This window comes from Mycobacterium sp. IDUB_1, assembly GCF_055419625.1.
In genome coordinates this window covers 207,299-225,884 of sequence record NZ_JBVAYA010000006.1, presented here as the reverse complement: position 1 = coordinate 225,884, position 18,586 = coordinate 207,299, and the positions used below count along the sequence as shown (strand labels likewise).

The window sequence follows — 18,586 nt, the reverse complement described above, 5'->3', positions numbered from 1 at the left end:
GCGCGAGAGCAACCGGATCAGAGTCAGCCGACGCGCTGACAACGGTTTCACGCACGTTCTGGTGTTTCGCTTGGACGAGGCCGTGGCTGTCGCTGACGCGATGATCGACCTTGTAGAACAGGACAACCGACCATGATTGAGCACCGCGCTATCACCGCTGAGCGCTACGGCTGGTAATGCAACGGCCCTGCTTAGGTTGCGGTGTGCTGATAGTGAAGGGCAGCCGATGCCGACCTTGCGCACCCAAGCGGGTGCTTGCGCCCGGCACGAAGGGCAGGACCGCGACGGACTGGCGGTGGCGCAAGCTAAGCCAGAAGCTAAGGCGACTAAGTCCCTTCTGTGAATTGTGCTTAGCTATAACAGATTTGACCGTCGATCATGTGATACCGCTGACCGAGCGACCGGACCTTGCGCACGAGGAACTTAACTGCCGGGTCCTTTGCCGCTCATGCAACGCAGCGCGCGGGAACCGATGCACCGATAAGGAACGGCAACAGGTGCTCGACTCCATCGCTAAACGGTTGAGCCGTCGTCAGTCCTCGGCAACGTCGTAGTAGCTACTGGGTCGGATGCGGTGGTTGGCGCAGTCGGGTGAGGGACACCGCGTACTAGTCACCGGCTGCACGTTGGAATCGCTTTCCAGCATGTACCGGCCACACAAGTCGCAGCGCCGCCCCGTTGTAACCCAAGGGTTAATCCCGCTGACCATCGCGGGACTACTGGTCCTCGGGCCGCGTGGACTGGCTACCGCGAAAAACAGACACCGTGTCGCATGAGCTGACGATCATGTGAGCGCCGCCGACGAAGTTGTAACACCACGTCTCCGCGTCCGATGTCTGACCGATGTGACAAACCGTCTTGAAACCGGAAGGCGTAAGGACCTCGTGTCCGGGCCTTACAACGTCGTCACCAACCTTCACCATCTCCATAGCCGCGACGCTACGCCGCAGGGGTGACGTAAACACACAACACTCCGGCTACTCAACAGGCTGTGGAAACTTGAAATCCCTATAGGACCGTTGAGGGACCAAGCGCCTACCCGCCTGTGTCTTCCGCAGGAACTCCACAATGGTCTCAGTGTCTTCCTGAGTCATGCCCAGCTCCAAGCACCGGGCACGCACTAATGAGACCGGCGCACGGTCAGCCGACCAGCGGTGCCGAACCTTCATCATGTCTGACTTGAGCTTCGCTTCCTCGTTCCACTTCATCCGGTTGCCGTAACCACGCGCCATCATGGCGATGTACTCAAGTATCTGCTCAAGATCAGCGGGCAAGCGGTCTGTCACAATGCGACATTTTGCCACCACAGTGCCAACCAGCGCCGCAGGGGTCCACCGACGCTGTGACCTGGGAAAACGATAGCCGACCAGGGGGTGACCCCGACCCGGCCCGGCGCTCCTCTCGGTCAGCCAGCGCACAGACGATTACTTTCGTCTACCAGCCTGGTACTGGCGACGGGCGCGGAAGACGTGAAGGATGTACTTCGTTTTCGCCGCTAGGCCTATCCGTTCCAGCTTTAGGTGGCCGGATATGTCGCGCTGCCACCTACGACCGTTCGCGTCATCGAAGTGGAGCCTAAAGTTGGTGATGCCGTCATCTACCGAAAAGGGATAGTCGAACGCAAAATCAAGAGTTGTCTCCGGGGGTAAAGAAGCGTTTGATCCGGGACTTACATCCGTAATATTGTGTACGAAGAGGCTCGGATTTTCCCTAATGCGATCTATCTCTTTCCAAGAAGGCGTGGTCACGAGCACGTAGCGCGCACTGAGCGACACGCTCACGGAAACATAAAGTATCGGCGCGTTTGAGTAATTGTAGATCTGTCCGAAAGCACCGTTCTCTCTCCCACTTTCTAGGTCATATTTGTTTTCGCAGGCGAAGGTAACCAAGGCGGCTTGCGCTCGCCTGCGGTCCTCGCGGTCAATGCGAAGTATTCGATATGCCAGTAGTACTGAGGTTCCGGTTAACACGGACGCAGCCCACTCACCGACCGTGCCCCATATTTCAACAGGAAACAAGCTGACGCCTTTTCTGTGCAGGTAAAAGGAGGTTATCTTGCGTGCTGGCCCGAAACGGGCCGTCAATGACAGCGTGTTGCCGTTTCGGCCACGGTCGGACGGTTCAGCGCGTTTCGCAGCATTCTGCGAGAAGTTCATCACGGTTCGTGAGTCGCGGCGAGTCGTTCCGCTGCGTTTGCGCGAGTGGCAGCGCGTGTTGGTCGGCACGGTTCTTGATGCTGACCCCCAGCCGCGCGTTGCCGGATGGTGTCTGCCGCGTGGTCAGGGCAAGTCCACGCTGGTCGCGGCGTTAGGCGTTTACGAGCTGATGACCGGCGGTGAGGGTGCGACGGTGATCGTCGCCGCTGTTGATGAGCGTCAGGCGGGCATCGTGTTCAACGTCGCGGCCCGCATGATCGAACTTAACGACGACCTTGCCAGCCGTGTCCAGGTGTTCAAGGACAGGCTCGTAGTGCCTTCAAGGGGCGCGTCGTTCACATGTCTCCCGGCGTCACCGGCCAGCCTTGAGGGCCTGGACTACTCGCTGGCAATCGTGGACGAGATAGGACGTGTTGCACCCGAGACGTGGGAAGTTATCGCCCTGGCGCAGGGCAAGCGAGAACAGTCCACGCTTATCGGTATCGGCACGCCCGGACCCAATGACGATAACGTGCTTGCGCGCCTGCGGGCCTACGCCAGTGAGCACCCGGAGGACTTGAGCCAGGTCTACCGAGAGTTCAGCGCGACCGGGTTTGAGGGTCACCCGCCGTCGTGTGAACACTGCTGGGAGTTGGCAAATCCCGCGTTGGACGACTACCTGCACCGAGACGCCTTACGCGCGCTATTACCGCCGAAGATGAGTGAGACGCACTTTCGGCGCGCCAGGTTGTGTCAGTTTGTCGGAGGGAACGAGCATCCCTTCATCGACCGCGACACCTGGAACGATTTGAGCACCGGTCAGGCCGTTTCGGACGGTGCTGAGGTGGTCCTCGGTGTGGACGCGAGCCTTAAAGACGACAGCACCGCAATTGTGATTGGCACCGTGGCGGCGAAACCGCATTTCGACACGCTCGCCGTGTGGGAGAAACCCCTCGATGACGACGGCTGGCAAGTGCCAATCTTGGACGTTGAAGAGGTCATTAGGGACGCGACGAAGCGGTACAAGGTCCGTGAGGTCGCTTTCGATCCTGCGTACTTCACGCGTTCAGCGCATGTGCTTGAGGCTGAGGGCTTACCGATGGTGGCCTATGCGCAGAGTCCTGTCCGGCAGACAGCGGCGACCAACGATCTGCATAGTTCAGCGATGGCGGGGTTGTTTACGCATTCGGGCGACGAGGACCTGACGAGGCACGTTCTTAACGCCACGGTCAAGGAATCAGACAAGGGCATCCGCATTGCTAAGCACGGCAGCCGGTCTCGCAGCGCGCCGAAGATTGACCTTGCTACGGCACTGATGATGGCGCATAGCCGGGCTACTTGGCTTGCGGCCCAACAGAAACCACGCAAACGCTACGGCGGCGCGTAGAAAGACAACAACTGAATATGAGTTCTGATCTTCTCGTCGAGTTGCTTAAGACGCTCGACGCTCCGCAGCACCGATACACGGAGCTTGACCGCTACGCCAAGGGTAAGCAGCGGCTTGCTTACCTAAGCGCTGAGGCGCGGATCGCGCTGCCAGCGTTCGACCTCATCGCGAGCAACATTCCCGGCCTGAGCGTGTCGAGCTTGGCTGAGCGCCTCAAGGTCACCGGTTTTCGCGGTGCCGACGTGTGGGCCGATTGGCTCGATAACGACCTGGACCAAACCAGCACCGTTCTGCATCGTGAGGCGCTGACGTTTGGTGACGCTTACGTGATCGTGTGGGCGCGCCCGGACGGCGCTCCCCTAGTGACGGTGGAAAGCCCGCAGCAGGTCGCGGCGATCCGTGATCCGGCCACGCGTGGGATTACGAGTGCCGTCAAACGGTGGGCCGATAAGGCCAAGGGCGAGACGTGGGCCGTTGTGTATCTGCCCGACCGGATCGAACGGTGGCGGGCACACACTGCGGGTGCGGCGTCTACGGCTTTCGAGCTTGTCGAAACCATCGAGCACGGTTTACGCGCCGTACCGGTCGTCGGATTCTGCAACCAGGACCGCATTTTGGGCTGTGGCCGCTCTGAGATTGACGACCTCATTCCACTTGTAGACGGGCTGAATAAGACGCTCGCTGATCTAGCGGTGGCACAGGAGTTCACCGCCCGCCCGCGCCGGTACGTGACCGGTATCGACCTAGCGGAAGTGCCACGGCTCAACCCGGATGGCACGCCGGTACTTGATAACGACGGCAACCCGGTCATGGACACCGTGAACCCCATTCCGGAGGGTTACCGCACCATGTGGTCGGAGAAGGAAACGACGAAGTTCGGCCAGCTCGACGGCGCGGACCTCAAGGGGTTTGAAACGTCGGTTCGTATCTGGCTGCAACAGATCATGGCGGTATCAGCGCTTCCCGCGCACATGGTCGGCATCACGACCGAGAACCCGTCCAGCAGCGAAGCGATCCGGGCAGCCGAGAGCGCACTGACGGCGCGCGCCGAGCAGCGGCAAGCCGTATTCGGCAGGTCGTGGGAACAGGTGGCGCGGCTGATGGTCGCTGTCCGCAGTGCTGTGTCCGTTGAATCGGTAAACGCGAAAGTGCAGTGGCGTGACCCGTCGTCTACGTCCGTCGCTGCGGAAATGGACGCTGTGACCAAAGGCGTGCAGGCCGGATTTCTGAGCAAGTCAGCCGCCCTGCGCAGGCTTGGCTACACGGCTGAGGAAATCGCTCAGATTGCGGCCGAACGCGCCGAGGAAGAACAAAACGAATCCAGCATGGGCGTGTTCTACGGCAATCAGGGGAAGCGCATGACGGATGGAATTAAGGAAGTTGCATAAATGAGTGAGATTGATGCGGGCCAGGTGTCCGACGATTCACAGAATGGGCCGCAGGACGGCCCGGAGGGCGACGAAAACCCCACCGATGACGTCGAGGGTGCCGATAACGAAAATGAGACGTCAGAGGGACAGCTAGACACCGATAAGGCCGAGGCAACTATTCAGCGGTTGCGGAAAGAGAATGCGGCCGCACGCGTCAAAGCCAAGGAAACCGAGGCGCTAGCACGGAAGGTCCACACGGCCCTTGTGTCCGCTACCGGCAGGCTCGTCGATCCCGAGATGCTTCCGTATGACCCGGAGCACCTAACCGACCCCGAAAAGCTCAGCGCCGCAATCGACAAGCTAACGGAAGCTAAGCCCTACCTTAAGGCTGTTAAGGCTAGCGGCGACGCCGGACAGGGTAACCGTGGCAGCGCCGACAGCGGCGAAGTCAGCTTGCTCGGCCTCATGCGCGGCTAAGGCGCTCGACGCGCTAAACCCCATCGTGCGCCAGGTGCGCACACCTTTCCTAAGCCTGTCCTGGTGGCGGGCGATTGACCACATAAAAGCTTGATACGCAAAGGAACAACTGAATATGGCAATTGAAACTACATCGAGTAATACCACGCTGCTCGCGTCTCAGGTGCAAGAAATTCTTGTCACCCCTCTTGAGCAGCAGTCCACCTTTCTCGCGGCGGGTCCGCAGATCATTGACAGCAATCAGCAGGTGCGCATTCCGCGCATCGTGTCGGGCACGACTGCCGGATTCGTGGGCGAGGGTCAGCTCATTTCGGATGGTTCGGTCACATTCGATGAAGTGACCGCGCTACCGTCCACGCTGCAAGGAATCAAGGTGTGGCTACCTGTGTCGAACGAGCTTCTGCGCGGCAGCGCCGTCAAGGGCTTGGACGCGGTGCTTAAGACGCGTCTGGTCACCGACGTTGCTAACGCGCTTGACGCTGCGCTGTGGGACGGCGCGGGCACATCGAACACGATCAAGGGCATCCTTAAGCAGACCGGCATCGTTAACGGCGTCCTCGATGTCACTGACGTGGATTCGCTGATTGACGCGCTCGCGACGGCTCAGGGCAATTTCGTGAGCCCGACGCACTGGGTGATGACCCCGGCATCGTTCGCCGCGTTCCGCAAGATCAAGGTTGGCGCGAGCGATGCGCGGTATGTGATTGACCCGCAGACGGTCCAGAACGGAACGAGCTTCCAACTGCTTGGCCTGCCCGTGATCATCACGAACCACATTCCGAACGTGTCGGGTAAGGCGCGCGTGGCGCTGGTCGATTTCTCCAAGGTCGCCGTCATCCGTGACAACGACTCTGAGGTCTACCTGGCGAAAGACACGCTAGCGAACTACGACACGCAGGCTATCCGCGTGACGACGCGTTTCGACGTGGCGCTGTTGCAGCCCAAGGCTGTCACGGTGCTGACGCCGAGCGCTTAATCATGGCAGCGCCGACAGCCACTGATCTGACGGCGTTTACGGGGCGCGAGGTTGACGCCGGGCAAGCTACTGCTGTTCTGAGCATCGTCAGCGCAATGGCTAAGGGCTACACCAGGGGGCGGGGATTCACGGCAGGGGAACCGAACGACGACGTTCGGGCCGTGATCCTGTCCGCTGCCGCCCGGCTCGTTACCGACCCGTCACAGATCACGGCACAGAAGCAGATGGGGCCGTTCAGCGTGTCTTACCGGCCCGGCTTTGAAGGTTGGACCGTCAGTGAGTTGTATGTCCTTAATCGGTATCGGGAGCGGGCACGCTAAGAAGCTGCTCACTTCCGGTACACGGCATTAGGTTTGCGCCCGGCTAGATCGGGCGCAGGGCCGCGCAGCTTTGGAACTGCGCGGCGTGGCAAGGGCACCGTCCGACAATCCCAACCCATCGAAAGGCGGGAATGGATCGCCGTAACCTTCGCGGTGCACCTGCCACACCTGCCGGGAGCAGAAGCCCGGCAGGAACTTTCAGAGGGCTTCCCGGCCCCTACGCGATACGAAAGCGATGACATTTACCCCAAGGGCGGTCGCGTGGCGGCTTAATAGTTGTGCCGCGTCCTTTTTCACGCGGCCTAGGTTCGGTCCCGGTGAGACCTTAGGAAAGCTCACCGGGCCGACCGCGCCTCCCGCCACTGACGTAGCCATATAGGCACCCGAACAATCAGAACACCGATCCAAAGACCTGCGACGAGAGCTAGAGAACCTGTAGCGGCCCACATGATCGGCTTTTTGAACTTATTCATCTCGAACAGCTCTGTGATTTCGATAAGCACTAAAGCAGTGAGCAAGCCAGCGGCGGATACGAACACTAGGCGATTGGTCCAATAGTCTCTGATTCGCATTTCCTCTCGCGCTCGGTGATGCGCGACCGACAATCGGACAGTCTCGCTCATCTGTTGCTCAAGCTCGGGATGCCCTTTGAGTTTAGTTAGGATGTCGATGTCAGCCGATAGCCGCGCCCGAGAATCGCGCCCGCTTAATCGCCCTAGAACGTACGTCATTAACGCTGTTAGCACTGTTGCGATGGCGGGAGCCAGGTCCTTGATCACCCGATTGAGGTTACGTCGGTCCAGCGTTAAGCCGGTCCAACTGATCGGCTGCGTCCATGTAGGCCGCTGCCAGCTCGCGGAGCTGAGCGGCCGAACGCTCGCCTAACGCGTCCACGTAAGCCCATCGGGTGACATCGCCCATGCGAGTCTGCTCGCCCCTCAGGGAGACAGAGAAGCCTTCGCGGCGGTGTTCGCCGGGGAGATTCCGTTCGGAGGTGGTGGTGAAGAACCGTCGCCAGTCGTCGTGCTCGTCCCACTGTTCCCAGGGTTCGGTACGGGTCGCGTCGGCAGGCGCGGGGACGGTGGACAAATCGGACATGCGGCTCCTTTGTTGACCGGCTTACGGTGCCGCCAGGTCGCGGCGAGCAGAAGTTAACATGTCGGTGGCCGAAAAGTGTTGTGCAACAACAAAGTTGTACACGCCATGTACGCCTTGCACTGCCCCTCGGAGTCCAGCGCGGGGAACGCGAACCACAAGTTTGCTGAACCTGCCTCCGGTACACGCACGGTATGCACGAAGATCAATAACGGCGAGTTGCGAACAGATGAGGACACCGATGAATAGTCGAACGACAGGCGGCTATTTGGGCTGTTCAGGAACTAAAAAGGTTCGCGAGCAGTAACGGAAAGTGGCGACTGCTCGCGAACCTTTTTGAGCGGATGACGGGATTTGAACCCGTGTAAACGGCTTTGCAGGCCGGTGCCTAGCCACTCAGCCACACCCGCACTGCCCATTACTCTGCCGGCCCGCGCCGCGTCAGCCCAGGCTTGTGCTCACCGTGATCCTTGACCGGGCACGGGGCGGCCGCTGCGGATGGCGGAGACCACCGCCGAGGCTGCCAGCACCGCGAACACGGCGAACAGCCAGTGCGCGGCCGTCGCATCACCGCGATCGGAGACGTTGACCACTACTCCCGCCAGCGCAGCCCCGAACGCGCCGCAGATCACCTGCACGGTGTTGATGGCCGCCGCGGCCGCGGGCCCCTCGGCGGGATCACGCACCTTGCTCATCGCCCACGCCGACAGATGCGGCCACGCCATGCCGATCCCCGATCCGGTGATCACCAACGAGAGCGCCCACGCCGCGATGAACCACACCGAGGCGTCCTGCCGCTGCGTCAGCGCACCGACCGTCAGACCCGCCGCCATCACCAGCGGGGCCACCGCCACCACGCGCACGATCACCGCCGGCCTGCTCAACGACGCGCTGGTGATCTCCCCCGCCGTCCACCCCACCGCCAGGCCCGCGCCGAGGAATCCCGCCGCCAGCGGGGCGAGATGGCCGAGCCGCTGCCCGAACAACGGTACGTACATGTCCACCATCGTCGCGGCCATCAACACGCCCAGCGTCAGGTAAACCCACTTCAACGGTCCCGGGGCGAACGCGCTGGGTGGCAACACGGCTGCCCGGGCCCGGCGGTCGACGATCACGAACACCGGGATCAACGCGAGGCCCGCAGCCACCAGAGCCGCCGTCGCCCGCGCGTCATGCGGCACCCCGGCCGCCGAGACCAGCAGCGCCGCCGTGCCGAGCAACAGCAGCGACCGCACCGGGACCCCGACCCGCGCCGGCGGGCTCGCGTCGACCGGACGGCTGGGCAACGCCACCGGCACCAGCAGCGACATCGCCGTCGTCATCACCACGAGCACACCGAAAGACCAACGCCACGAACCGAATTGGGCGAACAGGCCGCCGGCAGCGGGCCCGACCAGCGTTCCGACCCCCCACATCGCCGACACGAGGGCCGACGCTTTGGTCCAGAGTCGGCTCGGCAGCGCGGTGTTGATCACGGCGTATCCGAGTCCGGCCAGCATGCCACCGGCCGCGCCCTGCACCGTCCGGCCGACGAGCAACAGCTCCATGGTGGGCGCCATCGCACACGCGAGGCTGCCGACCCCGAACATGCTGAGCCCGAGCAGGTATGACCGGCGCGGTCCCCACCTCATCAGGATCGCGTGCACGGCGGTGGCCGCCACCACCGATCCGACCAGATACACCGTGGTCACCCACGCGTAGAGCCGTTGTCCGCCGATGTCGGCGACCGCGCTGGGCATCAGGCTGATCGTGAGGAACTCGTTGGTCGCGTACAGCGCCACGCCGCCGGCGAGCACCGTGGAGGCACCCAGATACCGCGGCCCGAGGAGGTCGCGCCATGTCCCGGCGTTCCGCTGCTCCACCGCAGCCCCGTCAGCGTCGATGTCAGTCACGCCGTTGACCGTAGGACCTCAACAGCCCTTGAGATCAAGCTATTTCAGCCCCGCAGCGTCCATGCCGCGCAATTCCTTCTTGAGATCCTGGATCTCATCGCGGATCCGCGCGGCGAGCTCGAACTGGAGGTCGCGCGCCGCGGCCATCATCTGCGCCGTCAAATCCTTGATCAGATCAGCCAATTCGGCTCGCGGCATGTTGCTGGTGTCGCGCCCCTCGATCACCCCGGCACTCACCGCCCGACCGGGCTCGCCCTGCGCGCGCCGGCCGCGCGAGGCGTTGCGGCCCGAACCGCCCACCTCCACCGCCGCGTCCGTGTCGTCGGCCTCCCGATACACCTGATCGAGGATGTCGGCGATCTTCTTGCGCAGCGGCTGCGGGTCGATGCCGTGCTCGGTGTTGTAGGCGATCTGCTTGGCCCGGCGGCGATCGGTCTCGTCGATCGCCTCTTTCATCGAGTCGGTGATCTTGTCGGCGTACATGTGCACTTCACCGGAGACGTTGCGCGCCGCACGGCCGATGGTCTGGATCAGGCTGCGCGGCGAGCGCAGGAACCCTTCCTTGTCCGCGTCCAAGATCGCCACCAGCGACACCTCGGGAAGGTCGAGGCCCTCCCGCAGCAGGTTGATGCCGATGAGCACGTCGTACTCCCCCAGCCGCAGCTGCCGCAGCAGCTCGACCCGGCGCAGGGTGTCGACCTCGGAGTGCAGATACCGCACCCTGATGCCCATCTCCAGGAGGTAGTCAGTGAGATCCTCCGCCATCTTCTTCGTCAGCGTGGTGACCAGCACCCGCTCGTCGCGCTCGGTGCGCAGGCGGATCTCCCCGATCAGGTCGTCGATCTGACCCTTCGTCGGCTTGACGATCACCTGTGGGTCGACCAGACCGGTCGGCCGGATCACCTGCTCGACGAACTCACCGCCGGTCTGGCTGAGCTCATACGGTCCCGGCGTGGCCGACAGATACACCGTCTGCCCGATGCGGTCAGCGAACTCCTCCCAGGTCAAGGGTCGGTTGTCGACGGCCGACGGCAACCGGAAGCCGAATTCCACCAGGTTGCGCTTGCGGGACATGTCGCCCTCGTACATGCCGCCGATCTGTGGGACCGTCACGTGGGACTCGTCGATGACGAGGAGGAAGTCCTCCGGGAAGTAATCGATGAGCGTCGCGGGTGCGGAGCCGGCGGGCCGGCCGTCGATGTGGCGCGAGTAGTTCTCGATTCCCGAACAGAATCCGACCTGACGCATCATCTCGACGTCGTAGTTGGTGCGCATCCGCAACCGCTGCGCCTCGAGCAGTTTGCCCTGACTCTCCAATTCCGCCAGGCGAGCCTCGAGTTCGGCCTCGATGGTGGAAATCGCCTGCGCCATCCGTTCGGGGCCGGCGACGTAGTGGGTGGCGGGGAAGATTCGCAGCGAGTCGACCTGCCGAATGATGTCGCCGGTCAGCGGGTGCAAGTAGTACAGCGCCTCGACCTCGTCACCGAAGAATTCGATGCGGACCGCGAGCTCCTCGTACGACGGGATGATCTCGACCGTGTCGCCGCGCACCCGGAACGTCCCGCGGGTGAACGACATGTCGTTGCGGGTGTACTGCACGTCGACGAGCAGCCGCAGCAGTCCGTCCCGAGGCACCTCGTCGCCGACCTTCAGCTCCACCGAGCGGTCCATGTACGACTGCGGCGTGCCCAGACCATAGATGCACGACACCGACGCCACCACCACCACGTCGCGGCGCGAGAGCAGGCTGGAGGTCGCCGAGTGCCGCAGCCGCTCGACATCGTCGTTGATCGAGCTGTCCTTCTCGATGTAGGTATCGGTCTGCGCGATGTACGCCTCGGGCTGGTAGTAGTCGTAGTACGAGACGAAGTACTCGACGGCGTTGTGCGGCAACATCTCTCGAAGCTCGTTCGCCAGCTGGGCGGCCAGTGTCTTGTTCGGCGCCATCACCAGCGTGGGCCGCTGCAGACGCTCGATGAGCCACGCCGTGGTCGCCGACTTACCGGTACCCGTCGCGCCGAGCAGGACGACGTCGCGTTCACCAGACCGGATCCGCTGCTCCAACGCCTCGATCGCCGCCGGCTGATCACCTGCGGGCTGGTACTCGCTGACCACCTCGAAGCGACCGCCCGCGCGCACCACCTGGTCGACAGGGCGGTACTCCGAATGAGCGAGCACCGGGTGTTCAGTCGCGAAAGCCATGTTCACCAGGGTAGAACCCGGCACCGACAACTTCTCTTCCCCGGGGAGGCGCCTATCCTTGTCGGCATCCACCCGCCCAAACGCGAGACCTTCGATCTCGTCGCCCGCACCAACACCGACCCGAAGGGCATCGTGCGCGACGTCGACGTCTTCGCGGTGCACGCCTGGGGTCTGTACATGGCCCGGCCCACCCCCGGGCGGGCACAGTTCGGCTACCTCGAGTCGTGGCTGTTGCCGACCCTGAATCTGCGGGTGACGGTCTTCCATTTCCATCCCGGCCACGAGCGAGACCAGGACTTCTACCTCGACGTCGGCGTCTACACGCCGGGCCCGCACCTCTGGAGCGGCGAGGATCACTACCTCGATCTGGTGCTGCGTACCGGCCGCGGGGTGGACGTGACCGACGTCGACGAGCTCGTCTCGGCGGTCCGCGAGAGCCTGCTGGACCCCGGTCACGCCGAACGCGCGATCCACACCGCGGTGCGCACCACCGAGGCCCTGGCCCGCCACGGCTACGACCTCGACCAGTGGCTGGCAACCGTCGGCATCACGCTGACATGGCGCGGAGCATAGACTCCGCGGTGTGAGATCGAGCAGACCGAGCCGGACCGCCTGGGCGAGAGCCGGTGCCGCGATCCTCGCGACCGGCGCGCTGATGGTCCCGATCGGCGGCCCCACCGCCGCAGCCGACCCCGCTGTCCCCGACCCCGCAGCCCCCGGCGCCGCACCGCCCGCGCCGCAGGAACAGCACAACGTGATCTACCGCGCCCGCGCCGACGGCACCTCCCGTGGCGCCGTGGTCGCCTACAAGCAGGACGACCAGAACGTCAACAGCGCGCAACCGACCATGCTGCCGGGGCAGACGTTCGAGGTGAACACCGTGCTGACCGATCCCAAGCTCGCCGGCATGCAGATCTCGATCCAGTGGCCCTACGGGTCCAATCTGCACTGCGAGATCCTCGTCGACGACCAGATCGTGGCGCAGGCCGACCAGTTCATCGCACCGCGGTTCTTCCGTGTGAAGGACGATCCGCTGTACGGCACGTTGCAGTGTGGCGCCCCCCTCGACATCCCGGCCGGCGGCGAGCCGGCCCCACCCGCGGAACCCGCGGCAGACGCAGCGCTGCCCGCGCCACCGCCGTCGACGTAGGTCTTGACCCTCACGGGACGTGAGGCAGCAGCCTGGTCTACGTGACGCAGGAGATGGGTGTGGAAAAACTCACCGTCGGTGAGGTCGCGCAGCGATTCGGTATCACGGTCCGGACGCTGCACCATTACGACGACATCGGGCTGCTGACCCCGAGACGACGGAACGCCTCGGGCTACCGGGTGTACACCCCGGCCGATCTGACGCGGTTATCCCAGATCATCGTCTATCGCCGGCTCGAGCTGCCTCTCGAGGAGATCGCGAGCCTGGTGAACGAGGGTGACGAGGTCAGCCATTTGATACGTCAGCGCGAACGCGTCATGTCCCGGCTCGACGAGATGAAAGACCTCGTCGAGGCCATCGATCAGGCATTGGAGAAAGCAATGGCGAACACCCCCATGACCGACGACGACATGCGCGAGCTGTTCGGGGAAGGCTTCGACGACTATCAGGCCGAAGCCGAGCAGAAGTTCGGTGAGTCCGACGAGTGGAAGGAGTCGCAGCGCCGCGCGAAGTCCTACGGCAAAGAGGACTGGATCCGCATCAAAGCCGAGGGCGAGGCGGTCGAGACGGCGCTGTCCGACGCGTTCCGCGCAGGGCTACCCGCCGACTCCCAGACGGCGATGGACGCGGCTGAGCAGCACCGGCTACACGTGAACCGGTGGTTCTACGACTGCCCGCCTCCGATGCACCGCACGTTGGGCGACATGTACGTCAGCGACCCGCGCTACGTCGCCCGGTACGACGACTCGTTCGGCCTGCCGGGTTTCGCGGCCTACTGCCGCGAGGCGATCCACATGAATGCGGATCGAATCGGAGACTGAGCCGGCGCTCAGGGGTCCTGGCGCCAGCCTGACGCCTCGGCCCACGTCCACGCGCGGTGGTATGCGTCGGCGAACCACGGCTCCTTGGCGTCCGCATAGTCCCCGGTGGTCGCGTGGCCTTGCCCGGCGATGTGGCGCTTGAGGTCCAGGTATTCGGCGCGTGCCGCAGGGTCGGCCGTCAGCCAGTCGACGAACAGCAGCGCGAAGAGCTGATTGGGCCAGCCGTCCACCCGCACATGCACGTTGGTCGGACGGCCCGGGTCTGCGGAGCAGAAGAGCCTCTTGCCCCACTGTCCGTCGACGCCGGGCTTCGCGGTGTCCTTGGCGATGTCCTCGGCGGTGTCCTTAGCGATGTCCTCGGTGATCGCCGTGCGGACATAGCCGGCGCCCAGCAGTGCATCGGCGAGCTCGTCCGCGACGTCCAGCGACGCGACGGTGACCTGCACGTCGATGACGTCTTTGGCGTCCAGGCCCGGTATCGCCGTCGAGCCGACGTGGTCGACGCGTGAGGCGTGGTGCCCGCACGCGGTGCGCAGTCTGGCCAGGATCCGCTGCGCCTGGGCCGGCCACTCGGGATCCGGCGGCACCAATCGCGGCTCGGTCGGAGCGGGCCGGCCCGCGCGAAGGTTGTCGGCGAATGGCTGGATGCGCTCATGCCACAGCCTGCGGGCCGCGCCGACCAGTTCATCGGCAGTGCCCGAATTATCCAGCCAGACATCGGCGACGGCCCGGCGATCGGCCTCGGTGGCCTGTGCTGCGATCCGCGCCCGGGCGTCCTCTTCGGTGAAACCGCGGTGTTCGATCAGCCGCTCGACCCGGACCTGTTCGTCGGCGTGGACGATGATCACCAACGGGAACAACGGCGCCATCTGCGATTCGACCAGCAGCGGGATGTCCTCGACGATCACCGCGTCGTCGTCCGCGGCGGCGATCAACTCGGAACGTCGTTGTCCCACAAGCGGATGCACGATTCCGTTGAGTGTCTTGCGTTTCTCGTCGTCGCTGAACGCGATCGCGGCCAGCGCCGGCCGGTTCAACGATCCGTCGTCGGCGAGGATGTCCTCCCCGAAGGCCTCGACCAGCTTGGCAAGCCCCTCGGTGCCCGGCTCCACCACTTCCCGGGCGATGACGTCGCCGTCGACGACGATTCCGCCGAGTTCGTCGAACGTCGCCGACACCGTCGACTTGCCCGCCCCGATTCCTCCGGTCAATCCGATACGCAGCACGCCACACAGTCTGTCAGGATTCTCTGGCGCGCCTGTCGATCGGGCCCGGCGCAGTTCGTCGATCAGGTAGAGAGTGGACACCAGGTCCCTCCCGACCCGTGAAGGAACACGATGTACTACTTCGCACTGCTGCAGACCCCGGAACGCGAACTCTCCCCCGGCGACCTCGTCGCAGAGATGCAGGCGTACAGCGACTTCCACGCCCGCGCCGCTCACGCTCTGTCCGCAGGCGACGCGCTGTCCCCTGCCGCCGAGGCAGTCCGCATCGATGGCGGGCCCGACCGTCCGGTGATCACGGACGGCCCGTTCGCCGAAGGCGCCGAGGTGGCCGGAGGCTTCTACGTCTTCGACGCAGACAACCTGGACGAGGCGCTCGAGCTGGCCCGGCAGGTGCCCGCCGCCCGGTACGGCGCCGTCGAGGTGTGGCCGATGGTGCACTGGAACAGGCCGGACACCCCGACGACCGGCGGCGACTGGCTGGCGCTGCTGCTGGAACCCGCCGAACAGCTCACCGAGCCGGGGACACCGGAGTGGGTGGAGGGTGCGCGCCGGCACGAAGAACTCGGCCCTGCTGCGGGTCAGCGTGTGCTGGGTGGCGCGCCCCTGCACCTGCCGACGACGGCGACGACGGTGCGGGTGCGCGGCTCAGATGTCTTGCTGACCGACGGACCGTTCACCGAGGGCGCCGAGGTGGCCAACGGCTTCTATCTGATCCGTGCCGGGGACCGCGACCAGGCCGTCGAAGTCGCGTCGATGATCCCGGCCTCCGCGGTGATCCTGCGCCGCCTCGCCGGTGCGGGAGGGCTGTAGCTTCCGTGGCGCATCTGGACGGCGTCTTCCGGCGGGAATGGGGTGCGGCCGTGGCTGCGATCGCGCGCTGGTGCGGCGATCTCACCGTCGCCGAGGACGCCGTCCAGGACGCCTGCGCGGAGGCCGTGCGCGTGTGGCCCCGCGACGGAGAGCCCGACGCGCCCGGCGCATGGCTGGTGACGGTCGCGCGCAACCGGGCCCGTGACCGTCTGCGGCGCGAATCCTTGCGGCCCGGAAAGGAATTGGCAGCCGTGCTCGACGACATCATCGCGCGCACCGATGGCCCGGCGGTCCCGCATCGCATTCGCGACGACGAACTGCGGATGATGTTCACCTGCGCCCACCCCGCGCTGGACCGGCCATCACAGTTCGCGCTGACGTTGCGGCTGGTGAGCGGGCTGACCGTGCCCGAGATCGCCCGCGCGCTGCTGCACAGCGAAACCGCGGTGGCGGCGCGGATCACGCGCGCCAAGGCCAAGATCCGGCACGCCAACATCCCGCTGCGCATTCCGCCCAGCCAGTTGCTGCCCGAGCGCACACCGCATGTGCTGTCCTGCGTCTACTCGGTGTTCACCGAGGGGTACTGGCCCACCGCCGGGCCGTCGCCGGTGCGTGACGAACTCTGCGACGAGGGCGTACGACTGGCGGGCGAGCTGCACGCATTCCGTCCGCACGACGCGGAGATCGCCGCGCTCAATGCTCTTGTTCTGCTACAGGATTCGCGGCGCAGCACCCGGGTGGACCGCCACGGCGCGCTGCTGCCGCTCGAGGAACAGGACCGGCCGAGCTGGGATCGCGCCATGATCGCCCGCGGCCTGCAGTTGCTGAGCAGCGCCGCTGGCTCCGGCGGGCCGTACCTGCCGCAGGCCGTTATCGCCGCCACACACGCCACCGCACCGTCCTGGCAGGAGACCGACTGGCGGACGATCTGTCTGGCCTACGACCGGTTGCTCGGCGTTCTCGATTCGCCCGTGGTGCGCGCCAACCGTGCGCTCGCGATCGGCCTGCGCGACGGCCCGGCGGCCGGGCTGGCCGCCCTGGCCGCGGTGGCCGACGATCCACGGTTGGCCCGATCACCGCTGCCGGTCACCATCCGTGCCGACCTGCTCCGCCGGGCGGATCGACCCGCGGACGCTGCAACGTGCTATCGCGAAGCCTTGCGCCGCAACGGCTCCGAGCCCGCGCGCAGATTCCTGCAGCGCCGCCTCGCCGAATGCGGTGCAGACGACGAAGGCCCCGACTCGGTGAGTCGGGGCCTTCGATCGTGAACTGACTTACGCGTTGCCTGCGAGCTTCTCGCGCAGCGCAGCGAGCTGAGCATCGCTGGCCAGCGAACCACCGGCGGACTCTTCGGAACGCGACGAGCCGTTGGAGGACGCGGGACGGGCCGCCTCTTCCGCCTCGGCCGCAGCGAACTTCTCCATCTGCGCGGTGTGCATCTTGTAGCGACGCTCGGCCTCGGCGTAGCGGGCCTCCCACTCGTCCCGCTGCTTCTCGAAGCCTTCGAGCCATTCGTTGGTCTCGGCGTCGAAGCCCTCGGGGAAGATGTAGTTGCCCTGGTCGTCGTAGCTGTCGGCCATGCCGTACTTCCAGGCCTCGAACTCTTCGCTGTTGTAGTCCTCGTTGGCCTGCTTGAGGCTCAGCGAGATCCGGCGACGCTCCAGATCGATGTCGATGACCTTGACCATCGCGTCGTCGCCGACCTGGACCACCTGGTCCGGGACCTCGACGTGGCGCTCGGACAGCTCGGAGATGTGCACCAGACCCTCGATGCCCTCCTCGACGCGAACGAACGCACCGAACGGCACCAGCTTGGTGACCTTGCCCGGCACGATCTGGCCGATGGCGTGGGTGCGGGCGAAGTGGCGCCACGGATCTTCCTGAGTCGCCTTGAGCGACAGCGACACCCGCTCGCGATCCATGTCGACATCGAGCACCTCGACGGTGACCTCGTCGCCGACCTGAACCACCTCGGACGGGTGATCGATGTGCTTCCAGGACAGCTCGGAGACGTGCACCAGGCCGTCGACGCCGCCGAGATCGACGAACGCGCCGAAGTTGACGATCGAGGAGACCACACCCTTGCGGATGGCACCCTTGGTGAGCTGGTTGAGGAACTCGCTGCGCACCTCGGACTGGGTCTGCTCCAGCCAGGCGCGGCGGCTCAGCACCACGTTGTTGCGGTTCTTGTCGAGCTCGATGATCTTGGCCTCGATCTCCTTGCCGATGTACGGCTGCAGATCGCGGACGCGACGCATCTCGACCAGCGACGCGGGGAGGAAGCCGCGCAGGCCGATGTCGAGGATCAGGCCGCCCTTGACGACCTCGATGACGGTGCCCTTGACGGCCTCGTCCTTCTCCTTGAGCTCTTCGATGGTGCCCCAGGCCCGCTCGTACTGAGCGCGCTTCTTGGACAGGATGAGGCGGCCTTCTTTGTCCTCTTTTGTGAGGACCAGCGCTTCGACCTCGTCGCCGACGGACACAACCTCATTGGGGTCGACGTCGTGCTTGATCGAGAGTTCGCGGGAAGGGATGACGCCTTCGGTCTTATAGCCGATGTCGAGCAGGACCTCATCGCGGTCCACCTTGACGATGGTCCCTTCGACGATGTCGCCATCGTTGAAGTATTTGATGGTCTTGTCGATGGCGGCGAGGAAATCCTCCGCGGAGCCGATGTCGTTGAGGGCTACTTGCGGAGACGTGACGGAGGGACTTGGCATGTGGT

Annotated in this window: 16 protein-coding genes and 1 tRNA gene; 10 read left to right on the top strand and 7 right to left on the bottom strand. The window is 64.5% G+C overall.

Features of this window, described 5'->3' with window-relative positions; genetic code table 11:
• The first annotated feature begins 176 nt into the window (after window positions 1–176).
• From ACZYYX_RS27435 to ACZYYX_RS27415, 5 genes are all read left to right on the top strand, one after another.
• Window positions 177–554 (top strand): HNH endonuclease, encoded by a 378-nt coding sequence (locus ACZYYX_RS27435; RefSeq protein WP_463817976.1) that lies wholly within the window; start codon window positions 177–179, stop codon window positions 552–554.
• 1,501 nt (window positions 555–2,055) lie between these two features.
• Window positions 2,056–3,522 (top strand): terminase TerL endonuclease subunit, encoded by a 1,467-nt coding sequence (locus ACZYYX_RS27430; protein ID WP_463817975.1) that lies wholly within the window; start codon window positions 2,056–2,058, stop codon window positions 3,520–3,522.
• A gap of 17 nt (window positions 3,523–3,539) precedes the next feature.
• On the top strand, window positions 3,540–4,910 hold the full coding sequence (locus ACZYYX_RS27425; RefSeq protein ID WP_463817974.1) for a phage portal protein: 1,371 nt from the start codon (window positions 3,540–3,542) through the stop codon (window positions 4,908–4,910).
• On the top strand, window positions 4,911–5,369 hold the full coding sequence (locus ACZYYX_RS27420; protein WP_463817973.1) for a hypothetical protein: 459 nt from the start codon (window positions 4,911–4,913) through the stop codon (window positions 5,367–5,369).
• Between the two features lie 115 nt (window positions 5,370–5,484).
• On the top strand, window positions 5,485–6,345 hold the full coding sequence (locus tag ACZYYX_RS27415; RefSeq protein ID WP_463817972.1) for a phage major capsid protein: 861 nt from the start codon (window positions 5,485–5,487) through the stop codon (window positions 6,343–6,345).
• A gap of 655 nt (window positions 6,346–7,000) precedes the next feature.
• Here the strand turns inward: ACZYYX_RS27415 and ACZYYX_RS27410 are convergent.
• From ACZYYX_RS27410 to uvrB, 5 genes are all read right to left on the bottom strand, one after another.
• Window positions 7,001–7,444, bottom strand: a complete 444-nt coding sequence (locus ACZYYX_RS27410; RefSeq protein WP_463817971.1) for a hypothetical protein — start codon at window positions 7,442–7,444, stop codon at window positions 7,001–7,003.
• 10 nt (window positions 7,445–7,454) lie between these two features.
• Complete coding sequence (locus tag ACZYYX_RS27405) at window positions 7,455–7,763, bottom strand: hypothetical protein (RefSeq protein ID WP_463817970.1); 309 nt, start codon at window positions 7,761–7,763, stop codon at window positions 7,455–7,457.
• 336 nt (window positions 7,764–8,099) lie between these two features.
• Window positions 8,100–8,170, bottom strand: a tRNA-Cys gene (locus tag ACZYYX_RS27400).
• Window positions 8,171–8,218: 48 nt separating this feature from the next.
• Window positions 8,219–9,652: an MFS transporter gene (locus ACZYYX_RS27395; RefSeq protein ID WP_463817969.1), complete on the bottom strand. Its 1,434-nt coding sequence runs from the start codon at window positions 9,650–9,652 to the stop codon at window positions 8,219–8,221.
• 39 nt (window positions 9,653–9,691) lie between these two features.
• Window positions 9,692–11,854 (bottom strand): excinuclease ABC subunit UvrB, encoded by a 2,163-nt coding sequence (gene uvrB / locus ACZYYX_RS27390; protein ID WP_463817968.1) that lies wholly within the window; start codon window positions 11,852–11,854, stop codon window positions 9,692–9,694.
• Window positions 11,855–11,920: 66 nt separating this feature from the next.
• On the opposite strand from uvrB, the gene ACZYYX_RS27385 reads away from it, so the two are divergent.
• The 3 genes from ACZYYX_RS27385 (at window position 11,921) to ACZYYX_RS27375 (ending at window position 13,825) form a co-directional block, all read left to right on the top strand.
• On the top strand, window positions 11,921–12,427 hold the full coding sequence (locus ACZYYX_RS27385) for a ribonuclease FAU-1 family protein (RefSeq protein ID WP_463818056.1): 507 nt from the start codon (window positions 11,921–11,923) through the stop codon (window positions 12,425–12,427).
• Between the two features lie 82 nt (window positions 12,428–12,509).
• Window positions 12,510–13,004 carry a hypothetical protein gene (locus ACZYYX_RS27380; protein ID WP_463818055.1) on the top strand — a complete coding sequence of 165 codons (495 nt, stop codon included), beginning with the start codon at window positions 12,510–12,512 and terminating at the stop codon, window positions 13,002–13,004.
• A 59-nt stretch (window positions 13,005–13,063) separates the two neighbouring features.
• Window positions 13,064–13,825 carry a MerR family transcriptional regulator gene (locus tag ACZYYX_RS27375; protein WP_463818054.1) on the top strand — a complete coding sequence of 254 codons (762 nt, stop codon included), beginning with the start codon at window positions 13,064–13,066 and terminating at the stop codon, window positions 13,823–13,825.
• 8 nt (window positions 13,826–13,833) lie between these two features.
• Here the strand turns inward: ACZYYX_RS27375 and coaE are convergent, their stop codons facing one another.
• On the bottom strand, window positions 13,834–15,051 hold the full coding sequence (coaE, locus tag ACZYYX_RS27370) for a dephospho-CoA kinase (protein WP_463818053.1): 1,218 nt from the start codon (window positions 15,049–15,051) through the stop codon (window positions 13,834–13,836).
• 111 nt (window positions 15,052–15,162) lie between these two features.
• Here coaE and ACZYYX_RS27365 point away from each other — a divergent pair, with 111 nt between their 5' ends.
• Window positions 15,163–15,861: a YciI family protein gene (locus ACZYYX_RS27365; RefSeq protein WP_463817967.1), complete on the top strand. Its 699-nt coding sequence runs from the start codon at window positions 15,163–15,165 to the stop codon at window positions 15,859–15,861.
• A gap of 5 nt (window positions 15,862–15,866) precedes the next feature.
• A complete protein-coding gene (locus ACZYYX_RS27360; RefSeq protein ID WP_463817966.1) occupies window positions 15,867–17,129 on the top strand; it encodes an RNA polymerase sigma factor in 1,263 nt (420 codons plus the stop codon).
• A gap of 6 nt (window positions 17,130–17,135) precedes the next feature.
• On the opposite strand, the gene rpsA is transcribed toward ACZYYX_RS27360, so the two are convergent.
• Window positions 17,136–18,581: a 30S ribosomal protein S1 gene (gene rpsA, locus ACZYYX_RS27355; RefSeq protein WP_463817965.1), complete on the bottom strand. Its 1,446-nt coding sequence runs from the start codon at window positions 18,579–18,581 to the stop codon at window positions 17,136–17,138.
• Window positions 18,582–18,586 lie beyond the last annotated feature (5 nt).

Bases quoted from the DNA above. Each gene is read 5' to 3' on its own strand.
- ACZYYX_RS27405 (WP_463817970.1), bottom strand. From the start codon at position 7,763: ATGTCCGATTTGTCCACCGTCCCCGCGCCTGCCGACGCGACCCGTACC.
- ACZYYX_RS27425 (WP_463817974.1), top strand. From the start codon at position 3,540: ATGAGTTCTGATCTTCTCGTCGAGTTGCTTAAGACGCTCGACGCTCCG.
- ACZYYX_RS27415 (WP_463817972.1), top strand. From the start codon at position 5,485: ATGGCAATTGAAACTACATCGAGTAATACCACGCTGCTCGCGTCTCAG.
- uvrB (WP_463817968.1), bottom strand. From the start codon at position 11,854: ATGGCTTTCGCGACTGAACACCCGGTGCTCGCTCATTCGGAGTACCGC.
- ACZYYX_RS27380 (WP_463818055.1), top strand. From the start codon at position 12,510: ATGGTCCCGATCGGCGGCCCCACCGCCGCAGCCGACCCCGCTGTCCCC.
- rpsA (WP_463817965.1), bottom strand. From the start codon at position 18,581: ATGCCAAGTCCCTCCGTCACGTCTCCGCAAGTAGCCCTCAACGACATC.
- ACZYYX_RS27365 (WP_463817967.1), top strand. From the start codon at position 15,163: ATGTACTACTTCGCACTGCTGCAGACCCCGGAACGCGAACTCTCCCCC.
- ACZYYX_RS27420 (WP_463817973.1), top strand. From the start codon at position 4,911: ATGAGTGAGATTGATGCGGGCCAGGTGTCCGACGATTCACAGAATGGG.
- ACZYYX_RS27435 (WP_463817976.1), top strand. From the start codon at position 177: ATGCAACGGCCCTGCTTAGGTTGCGGTGTGCTGATAGTGAAGGGCAGC.